This is a genomic window from Leuconostoc litchii (assembly GCF_008107645.1).
In the GTDB taxonomy this organism is placed as follows: Bacteria; Bacillota; Bacilli; order Lactobacillales; family Lactobacillaceae; genus Leuconostoc; species Leuconostoc litchii.
This window is the reverse complement of the sequence record NZ_SDGY01000001.1, coordinates 636,153-662,434: the sequence shown is the minus strand read 5'-3', so window position 1 is coordinate 662,434 and position 26,282 is coordinate 636,153. Positions and strand designations below refer to the sequence as shown.

The window sequence follows — 26,282 nt, the reverse complement described above, 5'->3', positions numbered from 1 at the left end:
TTAATGGCACAAATAATTCAATGGTTTCCTGGTCATATGGCCAAAGCTTTCCGCTTAATGCGAGAAAATCTGAAATTGGTAGATGTTGTTTTTGAGTTGGTTGATGCAAGAATTCCAGAAAGTTCACGTAATCCTGAAGTTGATAAACTTATTGGCAATAAACCACGTTTATTAATTATGACTAAAGCTGACTTAGCAGATCCTGATCAAACACGAGCTTGGAAGAAACATTTTGAAAACCAGGGGCATACCGTTCTTGTGCTTGATACTCGTGATCCACGGACCCCACAATTAGTTACTAAAGCAGCAAGACGAGCGGTTGAAGCAAAAAAAGAGGCACAGTTAGCTAAGGGGATTCAAGATCAACCTATTCGAGCAATGATTTCGGGTGTGCCTAACGTAGGTAAGTCGACATTATTGAATCATTTAGTCATGAAAAATGTTGCTCCCACAGCTGATCGACCAGGTGTAACTAAAAAAATTGCTTGGCTTAAAACCCCTACAAAACTAGAATTGCTTGATTCACCGGGTGTGTTGTGGCCTAAATTTGAAGACCAAAATATAGGTATGAAATTAGCTTTAACTGGTGCTGTTAAAGATACTATTTTTGCTAAAGATGATGCTGCCTTATTTTTAATCAATTTTTTCCGTTCTTACCGACCAGACGCTATTATTGAAAGATATCATTTAGCTCATGATATCTTTGACCAACAAGAGAATGTTGATATATTATTGTCTATTACGAATAAACTAGGATTTAAAGACGATTACGACAAGGCCAGTGAACGCATACTAAATGATTTACGTAAAAATAAGTTAGGTCCTTTCACGTTAGACATAATTGAGACACAACATGCCTGAGACAATTGCTAGTATTAAACAACAACTGAAAACAATGAATGATGGCGATGAACGTTTGGTGATTTGGCAGCAAGATAAACGAATCGGGGTTCAAAATGCTTTGAAGTCATGGCAAAATAGAAAAGAAAAGTTGAGACTTAAGCGTGAGAATTTTTTAACACGTTTTGATATTGAGCGACAATACTGGTCACAAGGATATGATTTAATTGCCGGTATTGATGAGGTGGGCCGTGGACCTCTTGCTGGCCCAGTCATCGCAGCAGCAGTTATTTTACCTCATGATTTTGATATAATAGATGTTATTGATTCAAAGCAACTTTCTTTTCATAAAAGAGATGAATTATACGATCAAATCATTGAAAAAGCTATTTCAATAGGCATTGGTCTGGTTGATTCACCAATAATAGACAAAATCAATATATATGAGGCGGCCAGAGTCGCTATGACAGAAGCAGTTAAACAATTGGCTCCTGAACCAGAAGCATTGTTGATTGATGCCATGAGATTGGATATTGATTTGCCACAGGAATTTTTGATTAAAGGGGATGCGCGTAGTAATTCAATAGGTGCAGCTAGTATTATTGCTAAAGTTACGCGAGACCGTTTGATGAAGGAATATGCATTACAATATCCTGGTTATGGATTCGAAAAAAATGCTGGCTATGGAACCAAAGAGCATCTCGAAGCCATAAAAAAAATCGGTATTACACCGATTCATCGTAAAACATTTGCACCAATTAAAGATATAATATAACTAACTGTAACAATATTAAGAGGCTGATTGCAATAATCCAGTCTCTTTTTTTTATGGTGATACTTTGAAAATGAGTGCGTGCTGCGTTCTCTGTGAAACCATGAGAAGCCATGGCTTCAGCAAGTCGCGTGGACCATCGCAATGACACGAGAATTGCTTTAAAGAAAAGTTGAGGAGAATAGAAAGATAGTGATTCACCACGCATTAAAGCAGCCGTTCGAATTATTTTTATTTCTTGTCGTACACGAGGCACAAAAGTTAACGCACCGCGGAGTCCATAGACAAAGGTTGTCGACAAGTGAAATCTTTGTTCTAAGGTATCTAGCAATAATATCATATCTGTTGTGTAGGAGAATGCTGCACCTAGAAAAATATAAGCAATAATACGTGTGACCATAATAATTGCCATATCTCGTGTACCATAGATGGAAAATGATGTCCAAGCTCCAAGAGCAGGTAAAATAGGCATCATAACAAGCAATAAGTACCGTTGCCAAGATAGCCTTGAAAAAAGAAGATAAAGGCCTGTGGTTACTATGATCAGAAGATTAACTTGATAATTAAGCACAAAAGTCATTTCAAGACTAACCACGAGAATAAGTAAAAATTTAACTACTGGATTCATAAAAGGTGCTCCGTATACTTCAATGTTTGATTTTTTAGAGCTAAATGGTAATCACACACTGAACCTAAATGATTGAGTTGATGACTAATAATGATAAAACGTTGTTGACCAGCATCAGCAATCTCTCTTAACATTTGGCTTACCACCAATACAGATTCACTATCTAGTCCAGCAATCGGTTCGTCTAACAAAAGTATAGGGGTACCGATAATTAGCATTACGAGCAGCTGCAACTTTTTCTTTTGTCCACCGGATAATTGATAGACAACATGATCTTGCAAGTTATTTAAATTTAAGCGTTTCAAATAACTTAGGATAACGCTTTCTGACCATTTTTCAGGATGCTTTGCATACTGCACACTTAAAGCAAGTTCTTCATGTAGTGTCATTCGCAAATATTGTTTTTCAGGATTTTGAAATACTAAAGCAACCTGTTTCGCATATTCGGCTATCTTTATTTTTTGAATATTTTTTCCTAAATAATCAATTTGTCCTTGATAAGAAGATAAGCGACAAATTGCATTAAATAAAGAAGATTTACCAGTACCGTTAGCGCCTGTTAACAATGTAATCCCATCAGAAGCAAGTAATAAGTTGTTAGTGGTAATCAAATTGCGTTGACCAACAGATAGGGCAAAGTTACTCAATTCTAAATTACCGATGTTTGGCAGTCGAAAGGAGAGATATTTTTCAGGGATTATACGATGATCAAAATCATTAACTGGAAACACTTTTTTCTCACGTAGTTCCCAGACTTTGTCCGCTAATGTTTCATATCCATGTAAATCATGGTCTGTCATTAAAATTGTTGTGCCTTTTAGCTGTAGTTCTTTTAACTTAGTTAAAAGGTATTGACGAGATTGCATGTCAATGTTTGCGAATGGTTCGTCTAGTAACAGTAATTTACTTTGCATGGCTACAATGATTGCTAAGGCAACCTTTTGTTTTTCACCACCAGATAACGTGGCAATGTCTTGATTAGCAAGGTGTGAGATACCAATAAAATCAAGCGCGGACGCTGCTCTTTTTTGAATATCTTCTTGTGAAACTCGTAAATTTTCTAATGTAAATATTAGTTCATTTAATGGTGTTGTCATAGCAAACTGTGTGTCCGGATCCTGGAATAGGAATCCTACAAATGTTGCTTTTTTGTTCGCTGATAATTTAGTAACTCTCTCATCATGAACTAAAGCCTCACCTTTAAGCTGTGGATAAAGTCCTGAAAAAATGCGGAGCAGTGTTGATTTTCCTGACCCAGATGGACCAATTAAAAGATTAAAACTATTGGGATCTAGCGACATATGAATGTCATCCAACAATTTTTTATTGCCATATGACAAGCTAATATGTTCTAAATGAGTGACCATAATTTAATTACCTATGTACGCGGAAAATCCGCTTATCTATACTTATCTGTTTTCTCTGCAATAGTTAAAACATCGGAGTTTGTAGCCATATTTATTTTACTATAAACCATTACCGGAGTATTACTGACTTCTGCAGCAATTTTAGGTAGATTTTTTAGGATACTCATCAGTTGATCGTAATCACCTTCTAAAGTTGACTCGAAAGCACCTACTTGATAATGAACTCCGCTTTTATCGATATAGTCAATCACATGGTCGACAATACGAATAACTTCTTCAGTGTTTGAGGTCATTGGTAGCACCTGTACGGCAATACTTGAAATCATGAAACAACCTCATTTTTATTGCTATCTAGGATTCCTGATTTAGCAATTAGTTTTTGTGTGAAGTAGACAATAACACCTGCAAATATTGCTGATGAAATTAAGCGCGTGATAAATAAGCCAATCAATAATCCAATAGAATAACTTGCGTAGCCATTGCGAAATAAGTCCCAAATGAATGTCACGATTGTCACTGTAATAACTGACATAGACAAGCTAGTTTTGTCCCAGCGACGGTAGCCATAGACAGCAAATCCAATTTCGGTACCGAGACCTTGAATAAGGGCAGATACGATATTCATGACACCCCATTGTGATCCGAAAACCATTTCAATCACACCACCCAATGTTTCACCTATGATAGAGGCACCGGCACGACGTAAGATAAAACCAGCCATAGGGCCAGCCATCAACCAAGGACCTAAAGTGGCATCATTTGCATAGGCACTTAGACCAAAGGGCGTTAGAAAGGCTGCAATAACATTATAACCAAATGCCCAAGCCCAGAAAATAAATCCAAAAAAAACACCAATTAATGCGATGAATATAACATCGCGCAAAGACCATTTGTTTGCAGACATGTGCAAAACCTCCTCAAAATTCACATCATTTAATATGTATAGTTAATCTGTCTGTACACATTAATGACAACAATAACTAAAATTACCGCCAAATTAGATACATAAAAAGCCAGCCCTCGTAAGAAGACTGGCTTAAAAATAGTTAAGTGATATCATACAATACTTGAAAAAATAACCATCATTTATTAAGTTAAATGATATAAAAGTTGATGTATGAATGCATTTTCAAGTAAATCTCCCTACGCTAGTACTAACTAGATCAGGTATAATGGGTATTATCTCAGCGCGACGGCACCCCAGATTTTGGTATTTCAGTTGCTTGTGATTAGTTCACACAGTAGATTCTAACATATTAAAGCAGATCGTGCAAACCAAGGCTTAGTCATGTCATTGTTTCTAACAAAATATAAACCATAGTCAAAAAAATGTAGTATAGTGAAGACTTACAAAAGCGAATTACTGACTTATTTGTTATACTAAAATAAGTAAAATATAATGTTAAGGATTAAAAATGGATAGCATTCATCTTTCACCACGACTCGAAGCTGTAGCTTCATTTGTACCATCAGGCGCACGTTTAGCTGACATAGGCTCTGATCATGCCTATTTACCTGCTCATTTGCTGCTTAATCATAAAATTACCTATGCTATTGCTGGCGAAGTAGCACAAGGCCCCTATGAAAATGCGCAACAGGAAATTATTCGTCGAAATTTATCAAACTATCTTGAGGCAAGATTGGCCAATGGCTTGGCCGCAATTTATGAGGAGGATAAAATTAATACCGTAACCATTGCTGGAATGGGTGGTATGTTAATTAAGGATATCCTTGATGCTGGGCTCATTAATGGACAGCATTTCGAAACAATGGTACTCCAACCAAACACGGATGAATATATTGTTCGCGAGTGGTTAACCAAAAATAATTATCAAATTACTAATGAAGTTATTAAGCGAGAAGATAATCATTTTTATGAAGTCCTTTTAGCTACACCAGGTCATCAATCTTTAACTGAGATTGATTTAAAATTTGGACCGTTTTTGCATCAGGACAAGACAGAAATTTTTATTGCGAAATGGCAAAAAGAGTTAAAACGTATTGACTTGATTTTTAAAAATCTTGAAAGTGCTGGAAAAAAAGGTACAACGGTATATCAAGAGTGGCAAAGAAAATATCAAGAAATTCAAGAGGTTATCCAGTGATTGCACAAGAATTAATTGACAAAATTGAAGCATTTGCCCCTAAAAGTTTGGCAGAAGAGGGTGATCCTACGGGATTGCAAATAGGCAATCCACGGCAAAATATTTATCGCGTCATGACTACACTTGATGTTCGGCCGGATGTTGTAAAAGAAGCAATTGATCGACAAATAGATTTTATATGGGCACACCACGAAGTAATGTTTTTTCCAGCTAAAAACCTTGATTTGTCAAATCCTCAAAATCAGATGTATGCTGATTTGATTCAACACAACATTGTTGTCTACGCCTCACATACCAATTTGGATAGTGCTCAAGGTGGAATGAATGATTGGTTAGCTCAAGTATTGGGCATTGAGAATCCCGTTCCCTTGATACCTAATGAGGATAGTCAAACAGGGCTGGGCAGAATAGGTTATTTGAATGAACCTGTTTCGGTAGAAGAATTTGCTAGGCGAATTCGAGAAATATTTAATGTGAAAACTCTTCGTGTCATTGCTAATGATTTAACTAAGCCAATCCAAAAAATTGCTGTTTTGGGCGGGGATGGTGGACATTGGTGGCGTAACGCACAACAAGCTGGTGCTGATGCATATGTTACGGCAGATATTTATTATCATGTTGGGCATGACATTTTGGCATCGGACTTTATTGTAATTGACCCAGATCATCATATGGAAGCTATTGCTAATGACAAGATGGTCGATAAAGTGCAACTATGGTTTGGTGATGAACTTAAAGTAATTTCAACCAGCGTCAATACAGACCCATATCAGTACATTTAAAGTCTGGAAATTAACTATAAAAGGAGCAAATTATGACAAAATATCCAGGATTAACAGAGCGTTTTTTGAAATATATTGAAGTTGATACACAATCTGATGAAAATTCAGAAACAGTGCCTTCTTCACCTAAGGAAGTAGCTTTTTTAGCTGATTTGACGGAAGAGTTAACAAATATAGGGCTAGAAAATGTTCGTACTATGGATGACGGATATGTGTTTGCTGAATTATCAAGCAATATTGATGATGAGCAAGTTCCAACAATTGGATTTATTGCACATGTGGATACTGCCGATTTTAATGGTGCTAATATCAAGCCACAAATTATTGAAAATTATGATGGACGATCAAATATAAAACTGGGTACAAGTGGCTATCAATTAACTACTGCTGAATTTCCTAGCTTGAAAAAATATGCAGGTCACACCCTAATTACGACGGATGGAACAACTTTATTGGGGGCAGATGATAAGGCTGGTGATGCTGAAATTATCACAGCGGCACAATATTTGGTGGAGCATCCAGAAGTCAAACATGGGCCGTTACGCTTTGCATTTGGTCCAGATGAAGAAATAGGCATAGGTGCTGATCATTTTGATGTTACGGCATTTGGTGCTGATTTTGCCTATACAATGGATGGTGGACCATTAGGTGAGTTAGAGTGGGAAACGTTTAATGCAGCCAGTGCAACAGTCAATATTCAAGGTAGAAATGTTCATCCAGGTACAGCTAAGAATACAATGATTAATGCTATTCAATTAGCTTTTGATTTTCATGCGCAATTACCTGAGTATGATCGACCTGAGCACACTGAAGGGACCGAAGGATTTTGGCATGTGATGTCGATTGAGGGAAATCCTGAAGAAGCCACACTACGATATATCGTTCGTGATCATGATCGAACGATATTTGAGACACGAAAGCAAAAATTATTAGATGTTGCGGCCAATTTTAATAAAAAATTTGGCGAAGAGCGTGTCAAGGTTAGTTTAAATGACCAATACTATAATATGGGTGATATTCTAAAAGATGATATGCGTTCAGTTCATTTGGCTGAAAAAGCGATGAAAAGTATAGATATCAAACCAATCATAGAACCTGTTCGTGGTGGTACTGATGGTTCAAAAATTACATTTTTGGGATTACCCACACCAAATATTTTTGCCGGTGGAGAGAATATGCATGGCCGTTTTGAATATGTTTCTACTAATGTGATGGAACAAGCAACAGATGTAATATTAAAAATTATCCAACTTGCACAGGAAAAATAACGATGAACAAAAAAGAGCTCATGCGAGCTCTTTTTTAATGACTGAAAACTATTCTTCAGTTGCAACTTCTTTTGGTGCGGCGGAACCTGAAATAGCTGGGATAGCAATCAATGCAACTTCACCAACAACCACAGCAATTACAGCAACAGCAATGAAGTTATAAGTGCCAGAATTTAATTGAGACACAATATACCCCAGAATTTCACCAAATATTGCTGACCAAATAGCTACCATAATATATTTCATGATTTTTACCTCTTTACTGTCATTATAATACACCTTTTTTCACAAAGTGCAAGTTTTTGAGAAAGAAAGCGTTATATTAATAATAATATATTTTTTGCTATTACTAATATTTCCTAAAAGCAACGACTTTTGACCCACTTTTAGGTATAATAAAAGAAAACAAATGTTCGTATAAGGAGTTGAAATGTACGCACCGCTTCAAATATTAAGCAGTTATAGCTTACTTAAAAATCCAAATGCAATTAAACAAATTGTTCGTACGGCTAAAGAACGAGGCTATGAGGCTGTTGCACTAACTGATGTCAACGTTATGTATGGTGCAATTGAATGGTTTCAACAAGCCCAAAAATACGACCTTAAGCCATTATTTGGTGTAACTTTAATGATTAATGGTATTGTAAATACTGCTACACAGTTTCCAGTTGTTTTGCTAGCCGAAAACCAGCAAGGTTATCAAAATTTAATGTGGCTATCATCCGCAAAGATGACCAGTGAAGGAAACTTTGAATGGCAACAGATTGCACAACATCTAACGGGTATTAACGTCATATTCCCAAATGATAGTGAGTTAGTTCAGCTCATTTCGTCAAGTTATGAGAGACTAACTGAATACTGGCAAGAACTCACTGGACTAATCGATAAACAACATACATTCATTGGTATCAATGCACAAATGGCACCTCAAATACAGGAGCGTTTAGGTCAGTTCAGTACGCAAAATACTGCTCGATTAATTGCTTTAGATGATGTTGATTATCTAAATGAAGATGATGCATTCACAACCCAAGTGTTAAAGGCCATTGAAGCTAATACCAAGCTGGAAGATATCAAACTTCTTTCCCAACAACGTGGTTCAAATATTCTAAGAGATTTATCCACGATTCAGCGTGAGTATCAATCCAGTGAATTGTTAAAAACCGCGTATATTAATAACGAACTGATTGTTTCAAAAAGTAATGTCGTTATTGTATTTAAAGAAACAGCACTACCACCATTTGAGACACCATCTGGGATAAGCAATGCTCAATTTTTGGAAAAATTAGCAATTAGTGGACTACAGAAAAAATTAGCAGGTCGTCAGGTCAATGCTGATATATACGAAAAAAGATTACGTAATGAACTAATTACGATTGAAAAACTTGGGTTTAGCGACTATTTTTTAATTGTTTGGGATATCGTTAATTTCGCACATAAAAATCATATTCAAACTGGTCCAGGTCGTGGGTCAGTAGCTGGATCGTTAGTTGCATATAGTTTACGAATTACTGATGTTGATCCACTACAATTCAATTTATTGTTTGAACGTTTTTTAAACGACGAACGTGTTCAGATGCCAGATATTGATATTGATTGGCCACCAACTAAGCGTGAGGACCTTTTTGTATACCTTCATCAAAAATATGGTAAAAGAAATTTTGGTCAAATTATTACATTTGGAACATTAGCTGCTAAACAAGCTTTACGCGATGTAGGTAGAGTTTTTGGACTGACAACACCGACATTAAGTAAGCTAAGTGCAGCCATACCAGAGGGCAAGAATGGCCGTAAAGTCTCTATTGACGAAGCCTTGAAACTACCACAACTTCAAAATACTGTTCATGATATTGATCATGGACAACTATTGTTACAAACAGCTCGAAAAATTGAAGGCTTGCCAAAGAATTATTCAACACATGCCGCAGGAATTGTGTTGAGTGCCACTCCTTTAGTGCAAACTTTGCCGGTGCAAAATGGCACAGAAGGGAGATTGTTAACACAATTTGAAAAAGATCCAGTGGAACAACTGGGACTTCTTAAAATTGATATTCTAGGGTTACAGAATTTAGCTATTTTAAGCCAAGCACTTTATTATGCGCAACGATTATTGCCAAAAGAATTCAATGTTACTCAAATACCTTTGGATGATAGGGAAACCTTAAGTTTATTTGCGAAAGGTGATACCAATGGTGTGTTTCAATTTGAGTCTAATGGTATTAAAAATGTTTTACGAAAATTAAAGCCTTCAACTTTTGAACATGTTGTTGCCGTAAATGCATTGTATCGACCGGGTCCTTCACAAAATATAGAAAAGTTTATTACACGGCGTCACGGTAAAGAACAAGTGACCATTCCAGATCCAGCACTAAAAGCAATTCTAGCACCAACTTTTGGCATTATTGTTTACCAAGAACAAGTGATGTTAGTTGCGGAGGCTTATGCTGGTTTTACCTTGGGCGAAGCCGATATTTTGAGAAGTGCTATGTCAAAAAAGAAAATTGAAAAAATGCAAACACTGCACAAGCAATTTATTGACGGTGCTATAAAAAATGGTCATGATAAAGATCAAGCCGAGGTCATTTTTTCCTATATCGATGAATTTGCTAATTATGGCTTTAATCGTTCACATGCGGTTGCATATAGTAAGTTAGCTTTTGAATTAGCTTATATGAAGGCTCATTATCCGTTAGCATTTTTTACAGCACTATTAAATGCTAATTTAGGAGAGCAAAGGAAAACACAACAGTATATATCTGAAGCTAAAATGAGAGGGATTTCTGTATTAGCACCAAATATTAACAAATCATCCAAACTATGGACAGCTAACGATACACAATTACAGATGGGTTTGAATAATATTCGTGGTGTTCGGACGGATTTTGTCAATAGTGTATTGGAGGAGCGTCAAAAAGCGGGGCCATTTCAAACAATTCAATCTTTTGTCAAGAGATTACCTGACAAAATGCGCAAACCAGATGTTTTGGAACAACTGGTATACGCAGGAGCATTGGATGCATTTGGTTATAATCGTCGTGAATTAGTTGAAAATTTAGATAGTTTAATAGAAGGTGCTGGTTTTGGTAATTTGATTTTGAAAGAGACTAAAATTAAGAAATTTGAAGAGTATACATTATCTGACCGACTAAAAAAAGAAAAAGAAGTTATTGGGGTTAATTTATCAGGGCATCCTTTAGATGCCTATACTAATTTAATTATGTCAGAGGGATTTACTCAAATCGGTACGATAGTTGACCCAGATCATCAAGAAAAAGTGCTAGCTATTATAGACAGTGTACGTCAGATTCGGACCAAAAAAGGGGATGATATGGCCTTTGTCAAAGTTTCTGATATGACAGGTGAAATTAGTATTACGGTATTTCCCCAATTATTCAAAAAAGTTAATAATCTTTTGAATCCTGGTACAATAATCAGCATCATTGGTAAATCAGAAAGAGATATGCGTAGCGAAATTGCTATTGTAGCTAACCATATCCAATCTGCACCCGAACCAAAAAAAATTGATCAAAATCAAGGTACATGGTTTATTCAATTTGACGAACAGCATGATACACCGCAGAACCGAGAAAAAATCAGTCAGTTTATCAAAGCACATCATGGGAATAATCCTGTCGTAATCCATTGGCAAAACGAAGGTAAAACACAAAAACTTAATCAAGAATTTTGGATGCGTGGTGAAACCGTTATCATGCGTGATCTAGCAACTTTACTAGGCAGTGATAATATTATTTTTAAGCAAAGTTACTAATAATATGACTTGTACAAATGGGGCATAATGTATAAAATAGAGATTGGGTAGAGTTGCACAAGCAACAACCAAGATAACTAAGGAGCTATTTAACCATGAAAAAGACGAAAATCGTCTCAACACTTGGTCCGTCATCATCTGATGTCGAAACAATCGTAAAGTTAATCCAAGCAGGTGCCAATGTATTCCGTTTTAACTTTTCACACGGTGATCACGAAGAACACTTGGGTCGCATGAACGCAGTTCATGAAGCCGAAAAGATTACTGGTAAGACAGTTGGTATTTTGTTGGATACTAAGGGTGCTGAAATCCGTACAACAAAGCAAGCTGACGGCAAGATTGAATTCCATACTGGTGACACATTGCGTATCGCAATGGATGAAAACCTTGAAGGAACGAAAGAAAAGATTGCTGTTACATACGCCGGTTTGTTTGACGATGTTAAAGAAGGCGGACAAGTCTTGTTTGATGATGGGTTGCTTGGTACAACTGTTGTTGAAAAAGATTCAGCTAATCGTGAATTAGTTGTTCGTGTTGATAATGATGGTATTTTGGGGTCACGTAAAGGTGTTAACGCACCTGGGGTTTCAATTAACTTGCCTGGTATTACTGAAAAAGATGCTGATGACATCCGTTTTGGTTTGGATCATGAAATCAACTATATTGCAGCTTCATTCGTTCGTAAGCCTGAAGATGTGCTCGAAATTCGCGCATTGTTGAAGGAAAAGAACATGGAACATGTGCAAATCATTCCTAAGATTGAATCACAAGAAGGTATCGACAACCTTGATGCAATTTTGGAAGTTTCAGATGCCTTGATGGTACCACGTGGTGACATGGGTGTTGAAATTCCTGCTGAAAACGTGCCTTTGGTTCAAAAGGACATGATTCGCAAGATGAATAAAGCTGGATTGCCAGTTATTACTGCTACACAAATGCTTGACTCAATGGAAGAAAACCCACGTCCAACACGTGCCGAAGCTTCTGACGTTGCCAATGCTGTGTTTGATGGTACTGATGCAACGATGTTATCAGGTGAATCAGCTAATGGTGATTATCCTGTTGAAGCTGTCGCAACAATGGCAGCAATTAATGAAAAGGCTGAAACTTCATTACGTGAAAACGGTCGTCATGAAGATATCTTATTTGACGAGTCTGATTCAACAGAAGCTGTTGCTGCCTCTGTAGCACGTATTGCACGTAACGTGAATGCTAAAGCTGTTGTCGTATCAACAAACTCTGGCTATACAGCACGCATGGTTTCAAAGCATCGTCCTGATGTTAATATTTTGGCCGTTACTTATTCTGAACGTGTACAACGTGGTTTGACATTGAACTATGGTGTTGTTCCAGTTGTCTATGATGCACCGCAAACAATTGACGAAATGGTTGATTTGGCTAAGAAGGCTGTTAAAGAACAAGGACTAGCTAACTCAGGAGATACAATTGTTATTGCAGCAGGTGTGCCAATGTCACAATCTGGTACAACTAACATGTTGACTGTACAAACAGTATAATCTTTTATTTCGTGCTTTATAAAAAGACTGTGGTTAATTGAGAAATCAATAAGCCATAGTTTTTTTATGTAAGCAAACCTATCATATTTGAATACTAAAATTTTACGAACTGCTAATATTAGATTAAATAAGAAGAGCAGGAGTAACTTAATGAATAGTGGCGATTTAGCATGGGTATTAATTTCAGCAGTGTTAGTTTGGATTATGACGCCAGGATTAGCATTGTTTTATGGTGGCTTAGGTGAAAGACGCAATCTTTTACATACAATGTTTATTCCAATTATGATTATTGGTATTGCTTCCATCATATGGTTTGCTGTGGGCTATACGTTGTCTTTCGGTGGTAGTGGTGATGTGATTGGTAATTTTAAACATCTATTGTTAACAGATGTTTCATTTACGCATTCCACCAAGAATTTATCAATTCCAGATGGTGCCTTTGCGCTGTTCCAAGGGATGTTTCCGATAATTACAGCTGCAATTATCACAGGTTCAGTCATTGGTCGTGTGAGAATTAAAGCTTTGCTAGTTTTTATCGCACTTTGGTTAATATTTATTTATTCGCCATTAGCGCATATGGTTTGGGGCGGCGGTTTCTTAGCTCAATTAGGTGCAATTGATTTTGCTGGCGGCACTGTTGTTCATATTTCTAGTGGTGTGACGGGTCTTGTATTAGCATTAATGATTGGGCACCGTCATATAGATAAACATATACCAGTCAGACCTTCATATGTTTTAATTGGTGGCGCATTGCTTTGGGTTGGCTGGTTTGGTTTTAACTCTGGATCAGCTCTTGCAGCAAATGGTACAGCGGTGCTAGCATTGGTTAATACATGGCTTGCTTCGGCAGCGTCTGTATTGACTTGGGGTGGCGTAGAGTATAAGTACCATGGACGTGCTACTTTATCGGGTATCACTAGTGGTGGTGTTGCGGGCTTAGTTGCTATTACACCTGCTGCAGGATTTGTTGCCCCATGGGCAGCCGTAGTAATGGGCTTATTAGCTGGTGTGATTGGCTTTGCGGGCATTACATTTGTTAAAAATAGTTTTGGCTATGATGATACACTAGATGCATTTGGTATTCATGGTATTGGTGGTGCAGTAGGCGCAATTTTAACAGGTGTTTTTGCTGATAAAAATGTCGGTGGTGTTGCGGGGTTAGTTAATGGTGACGTATCGTTAGTTGGTAAACAATTCATTGCAATTATATTTACAGTTATTTTTGCAGCTATTGGTACGTTTGTGTTAGCTAAAATAACGGAAATAATAGCTGCCCCATTACGCCTAACAGCTGATGAAGAAGCTGAAGGTTATGATGCGATTATGCACGATTTGACGATTGAATAAGGGACGAAAGTCCTTTTTATTTTGTTGATTATATTTAATTCATAAACTACCATCATGTTCGGCAATATGGTAAAATAAAGGAAACATACAAAGGGGATTTGCTTTTTGACAGCACAAATTCAGCAAATTTTTACATTTGAAAATGCCGAGCAGCAAACAAAATTACTCGGCGTTAACGATACTTTTTTGAAGTTAATTGAAGAGGGATTAGTTGTTCAGCTTCATGCGCGCGGTGACCAGATGACGATTTCTGGAGATGAAGATAAAGTGCCGCTAGCTAAAGCTGTATTACGTGAGCTAACAAGTTTGATTAAGCATCAAATCAATATATCTGATACCGATGTTGTGAGTGCAATTACAATGGCACAACGGGGTACGTTAGAATATTTTAGTGATTTATATTCTGAAGTACTTATTCGAGATAATAAAGGACGTTCAGTCCACGTTAAAAATTTTGGACAGCGACAATATGTGCATGCTATTCGAAAAAATGATGTGACATTTGGTATTGGACCAGCGGGTACAGGTAAAACATTTTTGGCTGTTGTTATGGCGATTGCAGCATTGAAGCGTGGTGATGTTGAAAGAATTATTATTACGCGTCCTGCAGTTGAAGCCGGAGAATCTTTAGGATTTTTGCCTGGCGACCTTAAAGAAAAGGTTGATCCGTATATGAGACCCATTTATGATGCAATGAATGCACTAATTGGATCGGAACAAACACAACGTCTTATGGAACGTGGCGTAGTGGAAATTGCGCCGTTAGCTTATATGCGTGGTCGAACGTTAGATGATGCCTTTATCATTCTCGATGAAGCGCAAAATACAACTAATCAGCAAATGAAAATGTTTCTTACTCGTTTAGGATTTGGCTCTAAGATGATTATTAATGGGGATATATCACAGATAGATTTACCATATGGTGCTAAATCAGGTTTGATTTCTGTACAACGTATTTTGAAAAATATTGATCATGTGTCGTTTATTCATTTTGGTAGTGCAGACGTTGTCCGTCATCCAGTTGTTGGTTTAATTGTTGGTGCATACGATGATGCAGAAAAAAAGTTGACCGAGTTGAAAAAGGAGCAAATTAAATAATGGATTTGGCAATTATAGACCAAACAGAAACAGGTGTTACGCCATATCATTGTGACTTGGTACGCTGTGTATTAGATTATGCAGGTGAATATTTAAAATTACCGAATAACACAGAAATGTCCGTTACGTTTATGAATAATGATGAAATTCATCGCTATAACAAAGAATACCGTGGTGTTGATAAGCCTACAGATGTTATTAGTTTTGCAATTGAAGAAGATGGCGACGACTTACCTGTTTTACCAGATGAATTGATGGATAATGAATTGGCTAAAAATATCGGTGATATTTTAGTTTCAGTAGACATTATCAGTTCTCAAGCTGAATATTTAGGGCATAGCTATGAGCGCGAACTTGGTTTTCTGGTTGTACATGGATTTCTTCATTTGAATGGTTACGATCATATGCTTGGTGATGCAGAAGAAAAAGAAATGTTTGACCTACAGCGAGAGATTTTAGATAATTATGGCCTCAAAAGATAAAAAACTCGAGGGTGCGCCTAAAGACTACAATAAAAAAGTACAACGAAACAGTACTTTTTTCCGAGCAATGAAAAATTCCTTGCATGGCATTTGGTTAATATTAGTCAGAGAACGTAACATGCGTATACATATCATGTTGGGATTTTTTATTTTGGTCGTAGGGTTACATTTAGGCTTAAATCGTGCTGATTGGTTGTGGGTTGCGGTTGCGGTATTTACAGTGATATCAAGTGAATTTTTGAACACAATTATTGAAGCTGTTGTTGATTTGGTTGTTGAAAAAAGATATCACCCACTTGCTGGCTTAGCAAAAGATGTGGCTGCTGGTGGTGTGTTAGTGGCTGTTTCTTTTGAGATTATTCTTTTAATCATTGTATTTCAACCTTATATATGGCGACATTTTGGTATTGTGACTAATTTTTCAGAAATTATTCACAGTTTTAGTAAGTAAAGATATAGGAGAATCGGTGAAAACCGTATATATTATGACAGAATCTATTTTTAAATCAGGATTTGTGGCGATAATAGGTCGTCCAAATGTTGGTAAATCAACATTGTTAAATCGAATTGTTGGTGAAAAAATTGCTATCATGTCTGACAAAGCACAGACAACACGTAACAAAATACAAGGTATTTATACCACTGATGAAGCACAAGTCGTATTTATTGATACACCTGGTGTTCATAAACCACAAAATTCACTTGGTGATTTTATGGTGAAATCAGCTTTTTCGGCGCTGCATGAAGCAGATGCAATTTGGTTTGTTGTTGATGCATCAATGGAACGCGGACGTGGCGATGATTTTATTATCGAGCGTTTAAAGGAAGTAAAAAATACCCCTATTTATTTATTGGTTAATAAGGTAGACTTATTGGCGCCCAATGATTTGCTTAGTGTCATTGCTAGTTATCAGGAAAATGCACCAGAATGGTCAGAAGTATTTCCAATCTCAGCTACTGAAGGCGACAATGTATCAGAATTATTGGAAAACGTTGTTTCACATCTAGAAGAAGGACCACAGTATTTTGATGCGGATCAATTAACTGATCATCCAGAACGTTTTGTCATTGGAGAATTAATTCGTGAGAAAGTATTGCAACTAACTCGTCAAGAGGTACCACACTCAGTTGCGGTTGTCATAGATAAAATTGCTCGTGAAAATGAAGAAAAAATTCATATCCAAGCATCTATTATTGTTGAACGGCCAACACAAAAAAACATCATCATTGGTAAGCAAGGTGCAATGATTAAAGATATTGGTACCAGAGCACGTAAAGATATTGAACATTTGTTAGGAGACAAAGTTTTTTTGGAGACATGGGTTAAAGTTGAGCCTCGATGGCGTGATCGTCCACAGGCTTTGCAGACATTGGGATATCGCCAAGAAGACTACTAACAGTAGAAGTTAATCAAAATTAAATTTGGTGGTATCATTATGGCAATTATTTGTGGTATTGTATTATATACACGACAATATAAAGATAATGATTTATTAGTTCGCATACTAACGGAAACGTACGGCATGCGAACTTTTTTGGCACGAGGCGCAAAAAAGTCTAATTCAAAACTTGTAGCTGGAACGCAGCCTTATACACTTGTGACATTTGATGGTGCATTACCAAAGCAAAAAAAAGGTTTAGGTTACATCAACAATATTCAAGAGATAAAGACTTATCAACGAGTTGTTGAGGATATTGAAGTAAATGCTTATTCTGCTCTAATTGTAACCCTAATTGATTCTTCTTTTGAAGAGGGGGAACAGTTAACGAGGTGGTACAATCAGCTAGAAATGGCTCTACAAAAACTGGATGCAGGGTTAGATCCTCAAATTATTGCCAATATTTTTGAAATACAGTTACTTGTTCCGCTTGGTGTTGCACCAAATTTAAAGGCTGATCCTATAACAGGCCAAATTGATGGAAAGTTTGATTATTCAGAAAAATACAATGGTATCATAGCCGAAAACCATTTTGATTTAGATGAGCAGCGATTAATGTTAGATCAGAAAACAGTCTTTTATTTGCGACAGTTAAGTGTCATTGATCTTCGTCAAATTCAAAATATTAAAATGTCAGTCAAAACTAAGCGAGGTCTACAGCGTGTTATTGACTATATTTATGAAAAACAGGTTGGTTTGAAACCACGAGCTAAAACGTTCATCGAGCAGATGCATTCGTGGCAAAATACTTTAACTAATTTTAGAAGGAAAACAAAATAATGAAGAAAATTTTAGTTTTGCATACAGGTGGTACAATTTCAATGCATGAGGACGTAGATGGGGATATAGAGACAGGGGCAGAAAATCCCTTAGTAAAGTCAGCCATCAATCTACCAAATGCTGAATTGCATGTTGAAAATATTTTTAATTTGCCTAGTGAACACATTGGCCCAGTGCACATGCTTCAATTGCAAAATCGTATATTAGAAGCAGGAAATCAATTTGATGGTATTGTTATCACCCATGGAACAGACACATTAGAAGAAACTTCATTCTTTTTGGACAGTACCTTAAATATTTCTTTTCCAATCGTAATGACAGGGGCGATGCGCTCGTCTAATGAACTTGGTTCGGATGGCCTATACAATTATCATTCTGCTTTACGTGTCGCTGTTGACGATGCGTCTAAAAATCGCGGTGTTTTAGTTGTAATGAATGATGAAATTCATTCGGCACGTTTTGTAACAAAAACACATACAACAAACGTAGCAACATTTGCTTCACCACTTAGTGGCACTATGGGCTTATTGACTAAGCGACAAATTACCTATTTTTATGATTTACCAAAAAGAGAAGTTTTACCAATTACAGATGTTAATAAAAACATTCCTGTTTTAAAAGCGTATGCTGGCATGGATGGGCAACTGCTAAAGTTGTTAGCTGATGAAAAAGTGGATGGTATTATTATTGAAGCACTTGGGGCAGGTAACTTATCTCGTGAAGCAGCTCGTGGTGTCGAATATGTTTTATCATGTGATATCCCTGTAGTGATTGTTTCTCGTAGCTTTAATGGTGTTGCAGCACCAGTATATGATTATCTAGGTGGTGGTGTTCAGTTAGAAAAAGCTGGAGCAATCTTTGCTTCCAGTATTAATGGTCCTAAAGCAAGATTGAAGTTGCTAATCGGATTATCTAATCACTTGCCAAATAATCATTTGAAGAGTTATTTACATGGTATTTAGTTTAATTTTCAATGAGTTAATCAACGTATACAAATAAAAAATACTCACTATTTAGTGAGTATTTTTTATTTAAAGATATTTTTATAGATAGCTTTGACCGCACTATCTGATAGATCAGGTTGAATACCCAACATAATAGAAATTTCACTAGCACCTTGGTTCACCATTTGTAAACTAATATTTTGTTCTTTAAGTGGTGCAACAATTTCAGTTAAAGCACCTACTCGGTTGCGCATGCCTTCGCCAACAACCATAATGATGCCATAACTGGGGATCCATTTTAAAGTATCAGGTTTAATTTCTGAGGAAATATCACTTAACATATTATCAACTTGTTCTTGTGTTAACATTGTTTTATCAAAGATAATGGTTAAATCATCAATACCAGAGGGCATGTGCTCATAAGAGATGTTATGTCGCTTCAAAATATCAAGAATACGTAAAGTAAAACCAACTTGTTTATTAAGCAAATATCGATGTAAATAAAGTGCTGCAAAGCGATTAGAATTAGCAATACCAGTTACTGGACGTGTCTGTTGCAATTCAGTGGGTGGCACGATGAACGTGCCAGGTGCATCAGGATCATTGGTATTTTTAATGTTAATACGAATACCCCCTTGAATAGCTGGAATAATGGCTTCATCGTGGAACACGGCAAAGCCGGCATAAGATAATTCTCTCATCTCATCGTATGTCATTTGTTCAATAGCTGCAGGTTTTTCAATAATCGAAGGATTAACAGCATAAATGGCACTGACATCAGTAAAGTTTTCATACAAATCAGCACTCAAACCACGAGCCATAATAGCACCAGTAATATCAGAGCCACCACGTGAAAATGTTGCCATATCACCGTTTTTAGTATATCCAAAAAATCCAGGTATAATTAACCGTTCAGAAGTAGATAAATCTAATCTTGCAATTGACTTATATGACGTCGTATCAAAGGTTGCAGATCTAGCATTATCGTCAACTAATAGTCCTAATTCTTTAGGATCTACAAAACGAGCCGGCATACCTAAATGTGTAAATATTTTAGCAACTAATTGCGCATTTAAATATTCACCATGAGCAGCAAATGCGGCATATAAATAATCAAACGAGCGATAGTGCTTTCTAGTCAGGTGTTCAATTTGTTCATCTAAATCAGCCAATTCATAATCTGGTAAGTCAAAATATTCGCCGATAGCATGATAGCGATGTTTAATCGCTTCAATGATTTCACTGGTATCTTCATCTGCCAATGTCGCTTGCGCATAAGATAGCAAAAGATCGGTTACCTTTTTATCATCTTTAAATCTCTTACCAGGGGCCGACACAACGACGACTTTTCGATCTTGATCAGATTGAATAATGTCAAATACACGCTGTAATTGCTGTCCATTTGCGAGTGATGATCCGCCAAATTTTGTAACTTTCATAATATATTATTAGTGCTTGGTAGCACATAGTCTCCTAATCGTTTTTTGTTATTTGTAAACCATTGAAATCTGATTTCAGTAATAATAACTTTCCGGGTAAGTTCATTTTAGAAAGTGTTTCTAATAATTTTTGAGTATCTTTTTTTGGAACTAACGTAATAATTGTAGGGCCAGCTCCCGATAAATAAGTACCAATTATTTGTAATTGATGTGCAACTTCACGAATAATTTCTAAATGAGGAGCAAGATGTGAACGAGCTTGTTCGTGAAACTGATCCATTTCGATGAGTTTACGAGCTGTATTGAAATCACCGACACTGAGAGCTGCAGTTAACGTGTTACTAATGGCACTTGCAGCAACACTATCTTTAAAAGACATGTGAGCTGGTAGTGCTTGGCGTGCCTCGGCTGTGAGTAATTCGTATTTTGGGATAAATGTTACAAAATTAATATCTTGCGGTAGCTTTAAAGGTGCATGAAACACTTGAATTCCATTATAAAAGGCAGCAACACCACCCCCAAATAAAGCTGGAGCAACATTGTCTGGGTGCCCTTCTAAAACAGTGGCTTTTTCTAGTAAGCGTTCATTTGTTAAATTTAATTTTCCCAGCGTGTTTGCCATTGCTAATCCAGCCAGCAAAGCTGACGAGGAAGAGCCGAGTCCACGTGCGAGTGGAATATCAGATTTTACAATGATACGATGAGGCGTAAGATTTGGTGCTAATGATAAAGCAGTTTTAACAATAAAGTTATTTTCGTCATCCGGCATGTCAGTGCCGTAATCATGAATAACGTGCCATTGAACCGTTTCTTCAAATATTTCTAGTGTTAAATATAAATTCAATGCAACACCTAATGAATCAAAACCAGGGCCAATATTAGCACTAGTTGCTGGTACAGTTATTTTAATCATGAGAAAATTTTATACTCCGCTGCTAAGTTAATACCATCTGCATTTCTAATTGTTGTACGAATGACATTGAGTTGTGCATCTGATGCTTCATGTGTTAGAGCCACTAGTCTAGCGTAACCATCCTTGGCCGGTGTTTGTTTTAAGTTTGTAAAACTTATTTTTGCAGATGCAAAAATACCTGTTACAGAATACATTGCTCCAGGGGTATCAGCGACTTCCACAACAATAAAACGGCGTGCAATTCGCTGAGATGGCTTTGCTAAGTCCAAGTTTTGATTGAACGTATTGAATGGACGTCCAGGTGTATTTAAAGCCAAATTTGTGGCTACATTGGTTAAATCGCTTAGCACGGAATTAGCAGTTGGCATTTCACCGGCTCCTGGCCCGTATAGCATTACTTCACCAACAGATTCACCATTCACAAGAACAGCATTATTTTCATTATTAACTGTTGCCAATGGATGATTGAAAGAAACAAGATGAGGAGCAACTTCAATACTAAGTGCGTCACCGACACGTTGTGCAACACCTAGTAATTTGATAGCATAACCAAAACTGTGTGCATCATTAATATCAGAATCGGTCAAGTTAGAGATGCCGGTAACCATGACATCATTCATGATTGGTTGAACACCAAATGAAAAATTAGAGAGAATAATTAATTTATATGCAGCATCAAAGCCTTCAACATCATTTGTTGGGTTAGATTCAGCGAAACCTTTGTCTTGTGCTAATTTAAGTGCATTGACATATGTTAAACCATTTGTTGCCATTTGAGTCAAAATAAAGTTACTCGTACCATTAATAATTCCGGCTACTCGTGAAATTGCATCTGCAGTGAAACTAGTTGAAAGAGTACGTAAAATTGGAATACCACCGGCAACAGCAGCTTCATAGTACAAGTCAACGCCATTTTGATTAGCTAATGCTGCTAATTCTTGTCCGCGAACAGCGATTAAATCTTTATTTGCAGTGACAACGTGTTTTTTTGCCATGAGCGCACGTTTAATGATGTCATATGCGTAATCAATACCACCCATGACTTCCACGACAATCTGGATAGCCTCATTGGTTAAAATATTATCAGGGTCATCAGTAATGGGAAAGTCTTGTTTAAAACCAGTGCGTGGTTTATCAAGATTGTGTACAACTGCTTGACGTACAACCAAATGAGATCCTGTACGTTGTGTAATTTGGTGAGCGTTTTGTTGTAAAATTTTTACGACACCACTACCAACTGTGCCGAGACCAAAAAGTCCAATGCCTATTTCCATGTGATATGCCCTTTATTTTGAGTGTATTATATATCTTCTTCTTATGATTTTATCATTATAATATCTAAAAATAAACAAATTTGTTATAATTGGATAAATTATAAAAAAAGGAATACAATCATTATGAAATATGTATCAACACGTGGGCAGGCGCCTGCAGTTACATCAAGCGAAGCAATCATAGATGGTATTGCTCCAGATGGTGGCCTTTATGTTCCAGAAGAATGGCCAAAATTAAAATTAGATTGGAAAAATATAAGTCAGCAAAGTTATCAAGAAATTGCTACACAAATATTCGATGGTTTTTTTGATGATTTTACAGCAGAAGAAATTGATCATATTATTTCTAAGTCATATGGAAAGCAATGGGAAAATGATAGCATTGTATCGCTTCACGGTGAAGGTAATCTGCATTATATCGAACTATTTCACGGACCAACATTGGCTTTTAAAGATGTTGCCTTACAAGCGTTACCACATCTATTGACAACAGCTGCCAAGAAACAGTCATTACAAGATAAAATTGTTATTTTGACAGCAACTTCTGGAGACACTGGAACTGCTGCAATGAGTGGCTTTGCAAATGTTGAAAATACTGAGATTGTTGTTTTTTATCCAGAAGTCGGCGTTAGTGATATTCAACGACAACAAATGCAGACTGAAGAAGGTCGTAATGCGCATGTCACATCAATTACTGGCAATTTTGATGACGCTCAAAAAGCTGTAAAATCAATTTTGAGTGATGATGCCCTAATTCAAGAACTCGCTGAAAATGGCATGCGCTTCTCATCGGCCAATTCGATTAATATTGGTCGTTTGGTGCCACAAATTGTTTATTATATCTATTCTTATGCACAATTAGTAAAAAGTGAAGAAATAGTAGCTGGAGAAGAAGTGGACATAGTTGTGCCAACTGGAAACTTTGGTAATGTGCTAGCTTCGTACTACGCCAGCCAACTTGGACTACCAGTTCGTCAATTTATTGTTGCTTCTGACGAAAATAATGTGCTAACAGATTTTTTTAATACCGGTGAGTACAATCGTCAACGTGATTTTAAAGTCACCAATTCGCCAGCTATGGATATTTTAGTGTCAAGTAATTTGGAGCGCCTGTTATACTTTGCTAGTAATCGTAATGGGGCAGAGGTTCGCAAGTATATGGCAGCATTAGCTGCAAATGGTAAGTATACTTTAACCGAAGCAACACGCAATAATTTGAAAAAATTTACCGCTAAATTTGCAACACAAGAACAAGTTGTTGCTACGATTAAACATATATTTAGAGATACAAATTATCTAATTGATCCGCATACAGCGGTTGGTCGATTTGTTTATGAAACAAATGATGTTCAAACATTACTCGCAGCCACTGCGAGCCCATACAAATTTCCACAAACAGTTTTGTCAGCCTTAAATGAGTCAGTAGTTGGTGGAGTAAATGATTTACATAAACTAGCTACTCGAACTAATACGTTAATTCCAAATCAGGTTGCAACGTTATTTGATAAGCCAGTTATCCATACTAAGGTTATTGATCCGGCAATGATTACGCAATCTCTTAAAGACGAACTTTCGTTGTAATTATCAGTGTATTGTTTAGTATATTGTGATGTTTTTAGATTCAAATGATGCTTTTTTTAATGTATAATTAAGCTATATCAACCAAGGAGAATCAAATGTCATATAAAGAATTAGATCCTATTGTCTGGAGTGCTATTCAACAAGAAGGTGCGCGTCAAAACCGCACAATCGAGTTGATTGCCTCTGAAAACTTTACATCAAAAGCAGTGCGTGCTGCACAAGGCTCGGTTTTAACTAACAAATATGCTGAAGGTTATCCATATAAGCGTTACTATGGTGGTACTGAATATGTTGATGTCATTGAACAAGTTGCGATTGACCGCTTAAAGTCACTTTTTGGTGCAGAATATGCAAATGTACAACCGCATTCTGGCTCTCAAGCAAACGCTGCTGCTTATATGGCTTTCTTGAAACCGGGTGATAAGATATTGGGTATGAGTCTTGACGCTGGTGGTCATTTGACGCACGGTGCTAAAGTGAGTTTTTCTGGTAAAGTTTATGAATCACACACGTATGGACTAGATTCCGAAACAGAAACATTAGATTATGAAGCCATAGCTGAGCAAGCACGTGAAGTGAAACCGCAGATGATAGTAGCGGGTGCTTCAGCATACTCACGAATTATTGATTTTAATAAATTCCGTGCTATTGCAGATGAAGTAGGTGCCTATTTAATGGTTGATATGGCACATATTGCTGGACTTGTTGCTGCTGGATTACATCCAAATCCAGTCGGCATTGCAGATGTGGTGACATCAACAACTCACAAAACATTACGTGGCCCACGTGGTGGTGTTATTTTGTCACAAGAAAAGTATGCTAAACAACTTAATTCAGCAATTTTCCCAGGTTCGCAGGGTGGTCCGTTAGAACATGTTATTGCAGGTAAAGCTATTGCTTTTGGTGAAGCTTTGCAACCTGAATTTAAAGATTATGCGCAACAAGTCATTAAAAATGCAAAAGCAATGGCGAATGTATTTAATAGTGCCGATGATATTCGAGTTGTAGCTGGTGGAACAGATAATCATTTGTTTAATTTAGACTTAACTAAAACTGCTTTGAATGGTAAGCAAACACAAGAATTGCTAGATACAGTCTCAATTACAACAAACAAAGAAGCTTTACCTAATGAGCAATTAAGCCCATTTGTGACTTCTGGTATCCGTATTGGTACAGCAGCAATCACAACTCGTGGTTTTGATGAAGTTGATGCAGGCCGCGTCGCAGAGTTAATCGTGACAGCAATTCATCATTATGATGACGAAAAAATACTTAAACAAGTGAAGCGTGATGCCGAAGAATTGGCAATGAAACATTTATTTGAATAGTGTGAAAGCTGGCATTGCCGGCTTTTTTGGTGAAAACATGTACCTAAAAGAAAAACTAAGACAACGTCAAAAAGAAGTCCTTAAGATTGAAAATATTAAAAGTCGACAGCTCGAAGAACAAGCGTTGTACGAACAACTTTTTCAGACACCTGATTGGCAAACAGCTCGAAGTATAGCTATCACCTTGAGTATGGATTTTGAATTAAATACGCATCCTATTATCATAGCAGCATGGCAAGAAAATAAGCGAGTAATGGTACCAAAAATTGTTAATAAAAAAATGATTTTTGTTACAATCGATTCGAACACACTGTATACAAGCGGTTCGATGAGCATTAAGGAGCCAATCTCATCTGATCAAGCTAGTGAAGATATTGATTTAGTAATTGTTCCTGGATTGGCTTTCACCAAAGATGGCAAACGTTTGGGCTTTGGTGCCGGCTACTATGATCGATTTCTAAAGCAATATGTTGGGCATACGGTTAGTTTAGCACTTGCTGATCAATTGTTTGATGATCTGCCAACTGAATTGCACGATGAAATCGTTCAGCAGGTTTTATATGTGTAATATAATTACGCTTCAATATGTTTTAGCGATACATACAATTA

At 36.8% G+C, this 26,282-nt stretch carries 25 protein-coding genes and 1 riboswitch; of the genes, 17 read left to right on the top strand and 8 right to left on the bottom strand.

Features of this window, described 5'->3' with window-relative positions; translation table 11 throughout:
• Positions 1-3: 3 nt before the first annotated feature.
• Positions 4-861 carry a ribosome biogenesis GTPase YlqF gene (gene ylqF / locus ESZ47_RS03305; protein ID WP_148604721.1) on the top strand — a complete coding sequence of 286 codons (858 nt, stop codon included), beginning with the start codon at positions 4-6 and terminating at the stop codon, positions 859-861.
• A complete protein-coding gene (locus ESZ47_RS03300) occupies positions 854-1,615 on the top strand; it encodes a ribonuclease HII (protein WP_148604719.1) in 762 nt (253 codons plus the stop codon). The genes ylqF and ESZ47_RS03300 overlap by 8 nt, the downstream gene beginning before the upstream one ends.
• Here ESZ47_RS03300 and ESZ47_RS03295 read toward each other — a convergent pair.
• Genes ESZ47_RS03295 through ESZ47_RS03280 form a run of 4 tightly spaced genes read right to left on the bottom strand, consistent with a single transcriptional unit; the run spans position 1,599 to position 4,511 of the window.
• The gene (locus ESZ47_RS03295; RefSeq protein ID WP_148604717.1) at positions 1,599-2,240 is read right to left on the bottom strand and encodes an energy-coupling factor transporter transmembrane component T family protein; all 642 of its coding nucleotides are present in this window, start codon (positions 2,238-2,240) and stop codon (positions 1,599-1,601) included. The genes ESZ47_RS03300 and ESZ47_RS03295 overlap by 17 nt on opposite strands.
• Positions 2,237-3,607: an ABC transporter ATP-binding protein gene (locus tag ESZ47_RS03290; protein ID WP_148604715.1), complete on the bottom strand. Its 1,371-nt coding sequence runs from the start codon at positions 3,605-3,607 to the stop codon at positions 2,237-2,239. The genes ESZ47_RS03295 and ESZ47_RS03290 overlap by 4 nt, the downstream gene beginning before the upstream one ends.
• Positions 3,608-3,639: 32 nt before the next feature.
• Positions 3,640-3,933, bottom strand: coding sequence for a thiamine-binding protein (locus tag ESZ47_RS03285; protein ID WP_148604714.1), 294 nt, complete (start codon positions 3,931-3,933; stop codon positions 3,640-3,642).
• On the bottom strand, positions 3,930-4,511 hold the full coding sequence (locus ESZ47_RS03280; protein WP_148604712.1) for an ECF transporter S component: 582 nt from the start codon (positions 4,509-4,511) through the stop codon (positions 3,930-3,932). The genes ESZ47_RS03285 and ESZ47_RS03280 overlap by 4 nt, the downstream gene beginning before the upstream one ends.
• Before the next feature lie 219 nt (positions 4,512-4,730).
• Positions 4,731-4,820, bottom strand: a riboswitch (TPP riboswitch).
• Between the two features lie 202 nt (positions 4,821-5,022).
• On the opposite strand from ESZ47_RS03280, the gene ESZ47_RS03275 reads away from it, so the two are divergent.
• The 3 genes from ESZ47_RS03275 to pepT are packed head-to-tail and all read left to right on the top strand — an operon-like array spanning position 5,023 to position 7,762.
• A complete protein-coding gene (locus tag ESZ47_RS03275; RefSeq protein WP_148604710.1) occupies positions 5,023-5,712 on the top strand; it encodes a tRNA (adenine(22)-N(1))-methyltransferase in 690 nt (229 codons plus the stop codon).
• Positions 5,709-6,494 carry a Nif3-like dinuclear metal center hexameric protein gene (locus ESZ47_RS03270; protein WP_148604708.1) on the top strand — a complete coding sequence of 262 codons (786 nt, stop codon included), beginning with the start codon at positions 5,709-5,711 and terminating at the stop codon, positions 6,492-6,494. Before ESZ47_RS03275 ends, ESZ47_RS03270 begins: the two co-directional genes overlap by 4 nt.
• A 32-nt stretch (positions 6,495-6,526) precedes the next feature.
• Complete coding sequence (gene pepT / locus ESZ47_RS03265) at positions 6,527-7,762, top strand: peptidase T (RefSeq protein WP_148604706.1); 1,236 nt, start codon at positions 6,527-6,529, stop codon at positions 7,760-7,762.
• Between the two features lie 48 nt (positions 7,763-7,810).
• On the opposite strand, the gene ESZ47_RS03260 is transcribed toward pepT, so the two are convergent.
• Positions 7,811-8,008 (bottom strand): DUF2929 family protein, encoded by a 198-nt coding sequence (locus tag ESZ47_RS03260; RefSeq protein WP_148604704.1) that lies wholly within the window; start codon positions 8,006-8,008, stop codon positions 7,811-7,813.
• Positions 8,009-8,192: 184 nt separating this feature from the next.
• Here ESZ47_RS03260 and ESZ47_RS03255 point away from each other — a divergent pair, with 184 nt between their 5' ends.
• From ESZ47_RS03255 to ESZ47_RS03215, 9 genes are all read left to right on the top strand, one after another.
• Positions 8,193-11,531: a DNA polymerase III subunit alpha gene (locus ESZ47_RS03255; protein WP_148604703.1), complete on the top strand. Its 3,339-nt coding sequence runs from the start codon at positions 8,193-8,195 to the stop codon at positions 11,529-11,531.
• Positions 11,532-11,626: 95 nt separating this feature from the next.
• The gene (pyk, locus tag ESZ47_RS03250) at positions 11,627-13,048 is read left to right on the top strand and encodes a pyruvate kinase (RefSeq protein ID WP_148604701.1); all 1,422 of its coding nucleotides are present in this window, start codon (positions 11,627-11,629) and stop codon (positions 13,046-13,048) included.
• Positions 13,049-13,198: 150 nt separating this feature from the next.
• Positions 13,199-14,395 (top strand): ammonium transporter, encoded by a 1,197-nt coding sequence (locus tag ESZ47_RS03245; RefSeq protein ID WP_148604699.1) that lies wholly within the window; start codon positions 13,199-13,201, stop codon positions 14,393-14,395.
• A gap of 105 nt (positions 14,396-14,500) precedes the next feature.
• Positions 14,501-15,493, top strand: a complete 993-nt coding sequence (locus tag ESZ47_RS03240; RefSeq protein WP_148604697.1) for a PhoH family protein — start codon at positions 14,501-14,503, stop codon at positions 15,491-15,493.
• On the top strand, positions 15,493-15,975 hold the full coding sequence (gene ybeY / locus ESZ47_RS03235; RefSeq protein ID WP_148604695.1) for an rRNA maturation RNase YbeY: 483 nt from the start codon (positions 15,493-15,495) through the stop codon (positions 15,973-15,975). The genes ESZ47_RS03240 and ybeY overlap by 1 nt, the downstream gene beginning before the upstream one ends.
• Entirely contained in the window at positions 15,959-16,426 is a 468-nt protein-coding gene (locus ESZ47_RS03230; protein ID WP_148604693.1) for a diacylglycerol kinase family protein, read from the top strand. The genes ybeY and ESZ47_RS03230 overlap by 17 nt, the downstream gene beginning before the upstream one ends.
• A gap of 34 nt (positions 16,427-16,460) precedes the next feature.
• On the top strand, positions 16,461-17,372 hold the full coding sequence (gene era, locus ESZ47_RS03225) for a GTPase Era (protein WP_148604690.1): 912 nt from the start codon (positions 16,461-16,463) through the stop codon (positions 17,370-17,372).
• A gap of 39 nt (positions 17,373-17,411) precedes the next feature.
• Positions 17,412-18,194, top strand: a complete 783-nt coding sequence (gene recO, locus ESZ47_RS03220) for a DNA repair protein RecO (protein ID WP_148604688.1) — start codon at positions 17,412-17,414, stop codon at positions 18,192-18,194.
• Positions 18,194-19,156, top strand: coding sequence for an asparaginase (locus ESZ47_RS03215; protein ID WP_148604687.1), 963 nt, complete (start codon positions 18,194-18,196; stop codon positions 19,154-19,156). Before recO ends, ESZ47_RS03215 begins: the two co-directional genes overlap by 1 nt.
• Positions 19,157-19,221: 65 nt before the next feature.
• On the opposite strand, the gene ESZ47_RS03210 is transcribed toward ESZ47_RS03215, so the two are convergent.
• From ESZ47_RS03210 to ESZ47_RS03200, 3 genes are read right to left on the bottom strand one after another with little or no spacing between them, the layout of a single operon-like run.
• Positions 19,222-20,577: an aspartate kinase gene (locus ESZ47_RS03210; protein ID WP_148604685.1), complete on the bottom strand. Its 1,356-nt coding sequence runs from the start codon at positions 20,575-20,577 to the stop codon at positions 19,222-19,224.
• 34 nt (positions 20,578-20,611) lie between these two features.
• Complete coding sequence (gene thrB / locus ESZ47_RS03205) at positions 20,612-21,490, bottom strand: homoserine kinase (protein ID WP_148604683.1); 879 nt, start codon at positions 21,488-21,490, stop codon at positions 20,612-20,614.
• Positions 21,487-22,764 (bottom strand): homoserine dehydrogenase, encoded by a 1,278-nt coding sequence (locus ESZ47_RS03200; RefSeq protein ID WP_148604681.1) that lies wholly within the window; start codon positions 22,762-22,764, stop codon positions 21,487-21,489. The genes thrB and ESZ47_RS03200 overlap by 4 nt, the downstream gene beginning before the upstream one ends.
• Positions 22,765-22,887: 123 nt before the next feature.
• On the opposite strand from ESZ47_RS03200, the gene thrC reads away from it, so the two are divergent.
• From thrC to ESZ47_RS03185, 3 genes are all read left to right on the top strand, one after another.
• Positions 22,888-24,345, top strand: a complete 1,458-nt coding sequence (gene thrC, locus ESZ47_RS03195; protein ID WP_148604679.1) for a threonine synthase — start codon at positions 22,888-22,890, stop codon at positions 24,343-24,345.
• Between the two features lie 95 nt (positions 24,346-24,440).
• On the top strand, positions 24,441-25,673 hold the full coding sequence (gene glyA / locus ESZ47_RS03190) for a serine hydroxymethyltransferase (protein WP_148604677.1): 1,233 nt from the start codon (positions 24,441-24,443) through the stop codon (positions 25,671-25,673).
• A gap of 37 nt (positions 25,674-25,710) precedes the next feature.
• Positions 25,711-26,241: a 5-formyltetrahydrofolate cyclo-ligase gene (locus ESZ47_RS03185; protein WP_148605722.1), complete on the top strand. Its 531-nt coding sequence runs from the start codon at positions 25,711-25,713 to the stop codon at positions 26,239-26,241.
• The last annotated feature ends 41 nt before the right edge of the window (positions 26,242-26,282 follow it).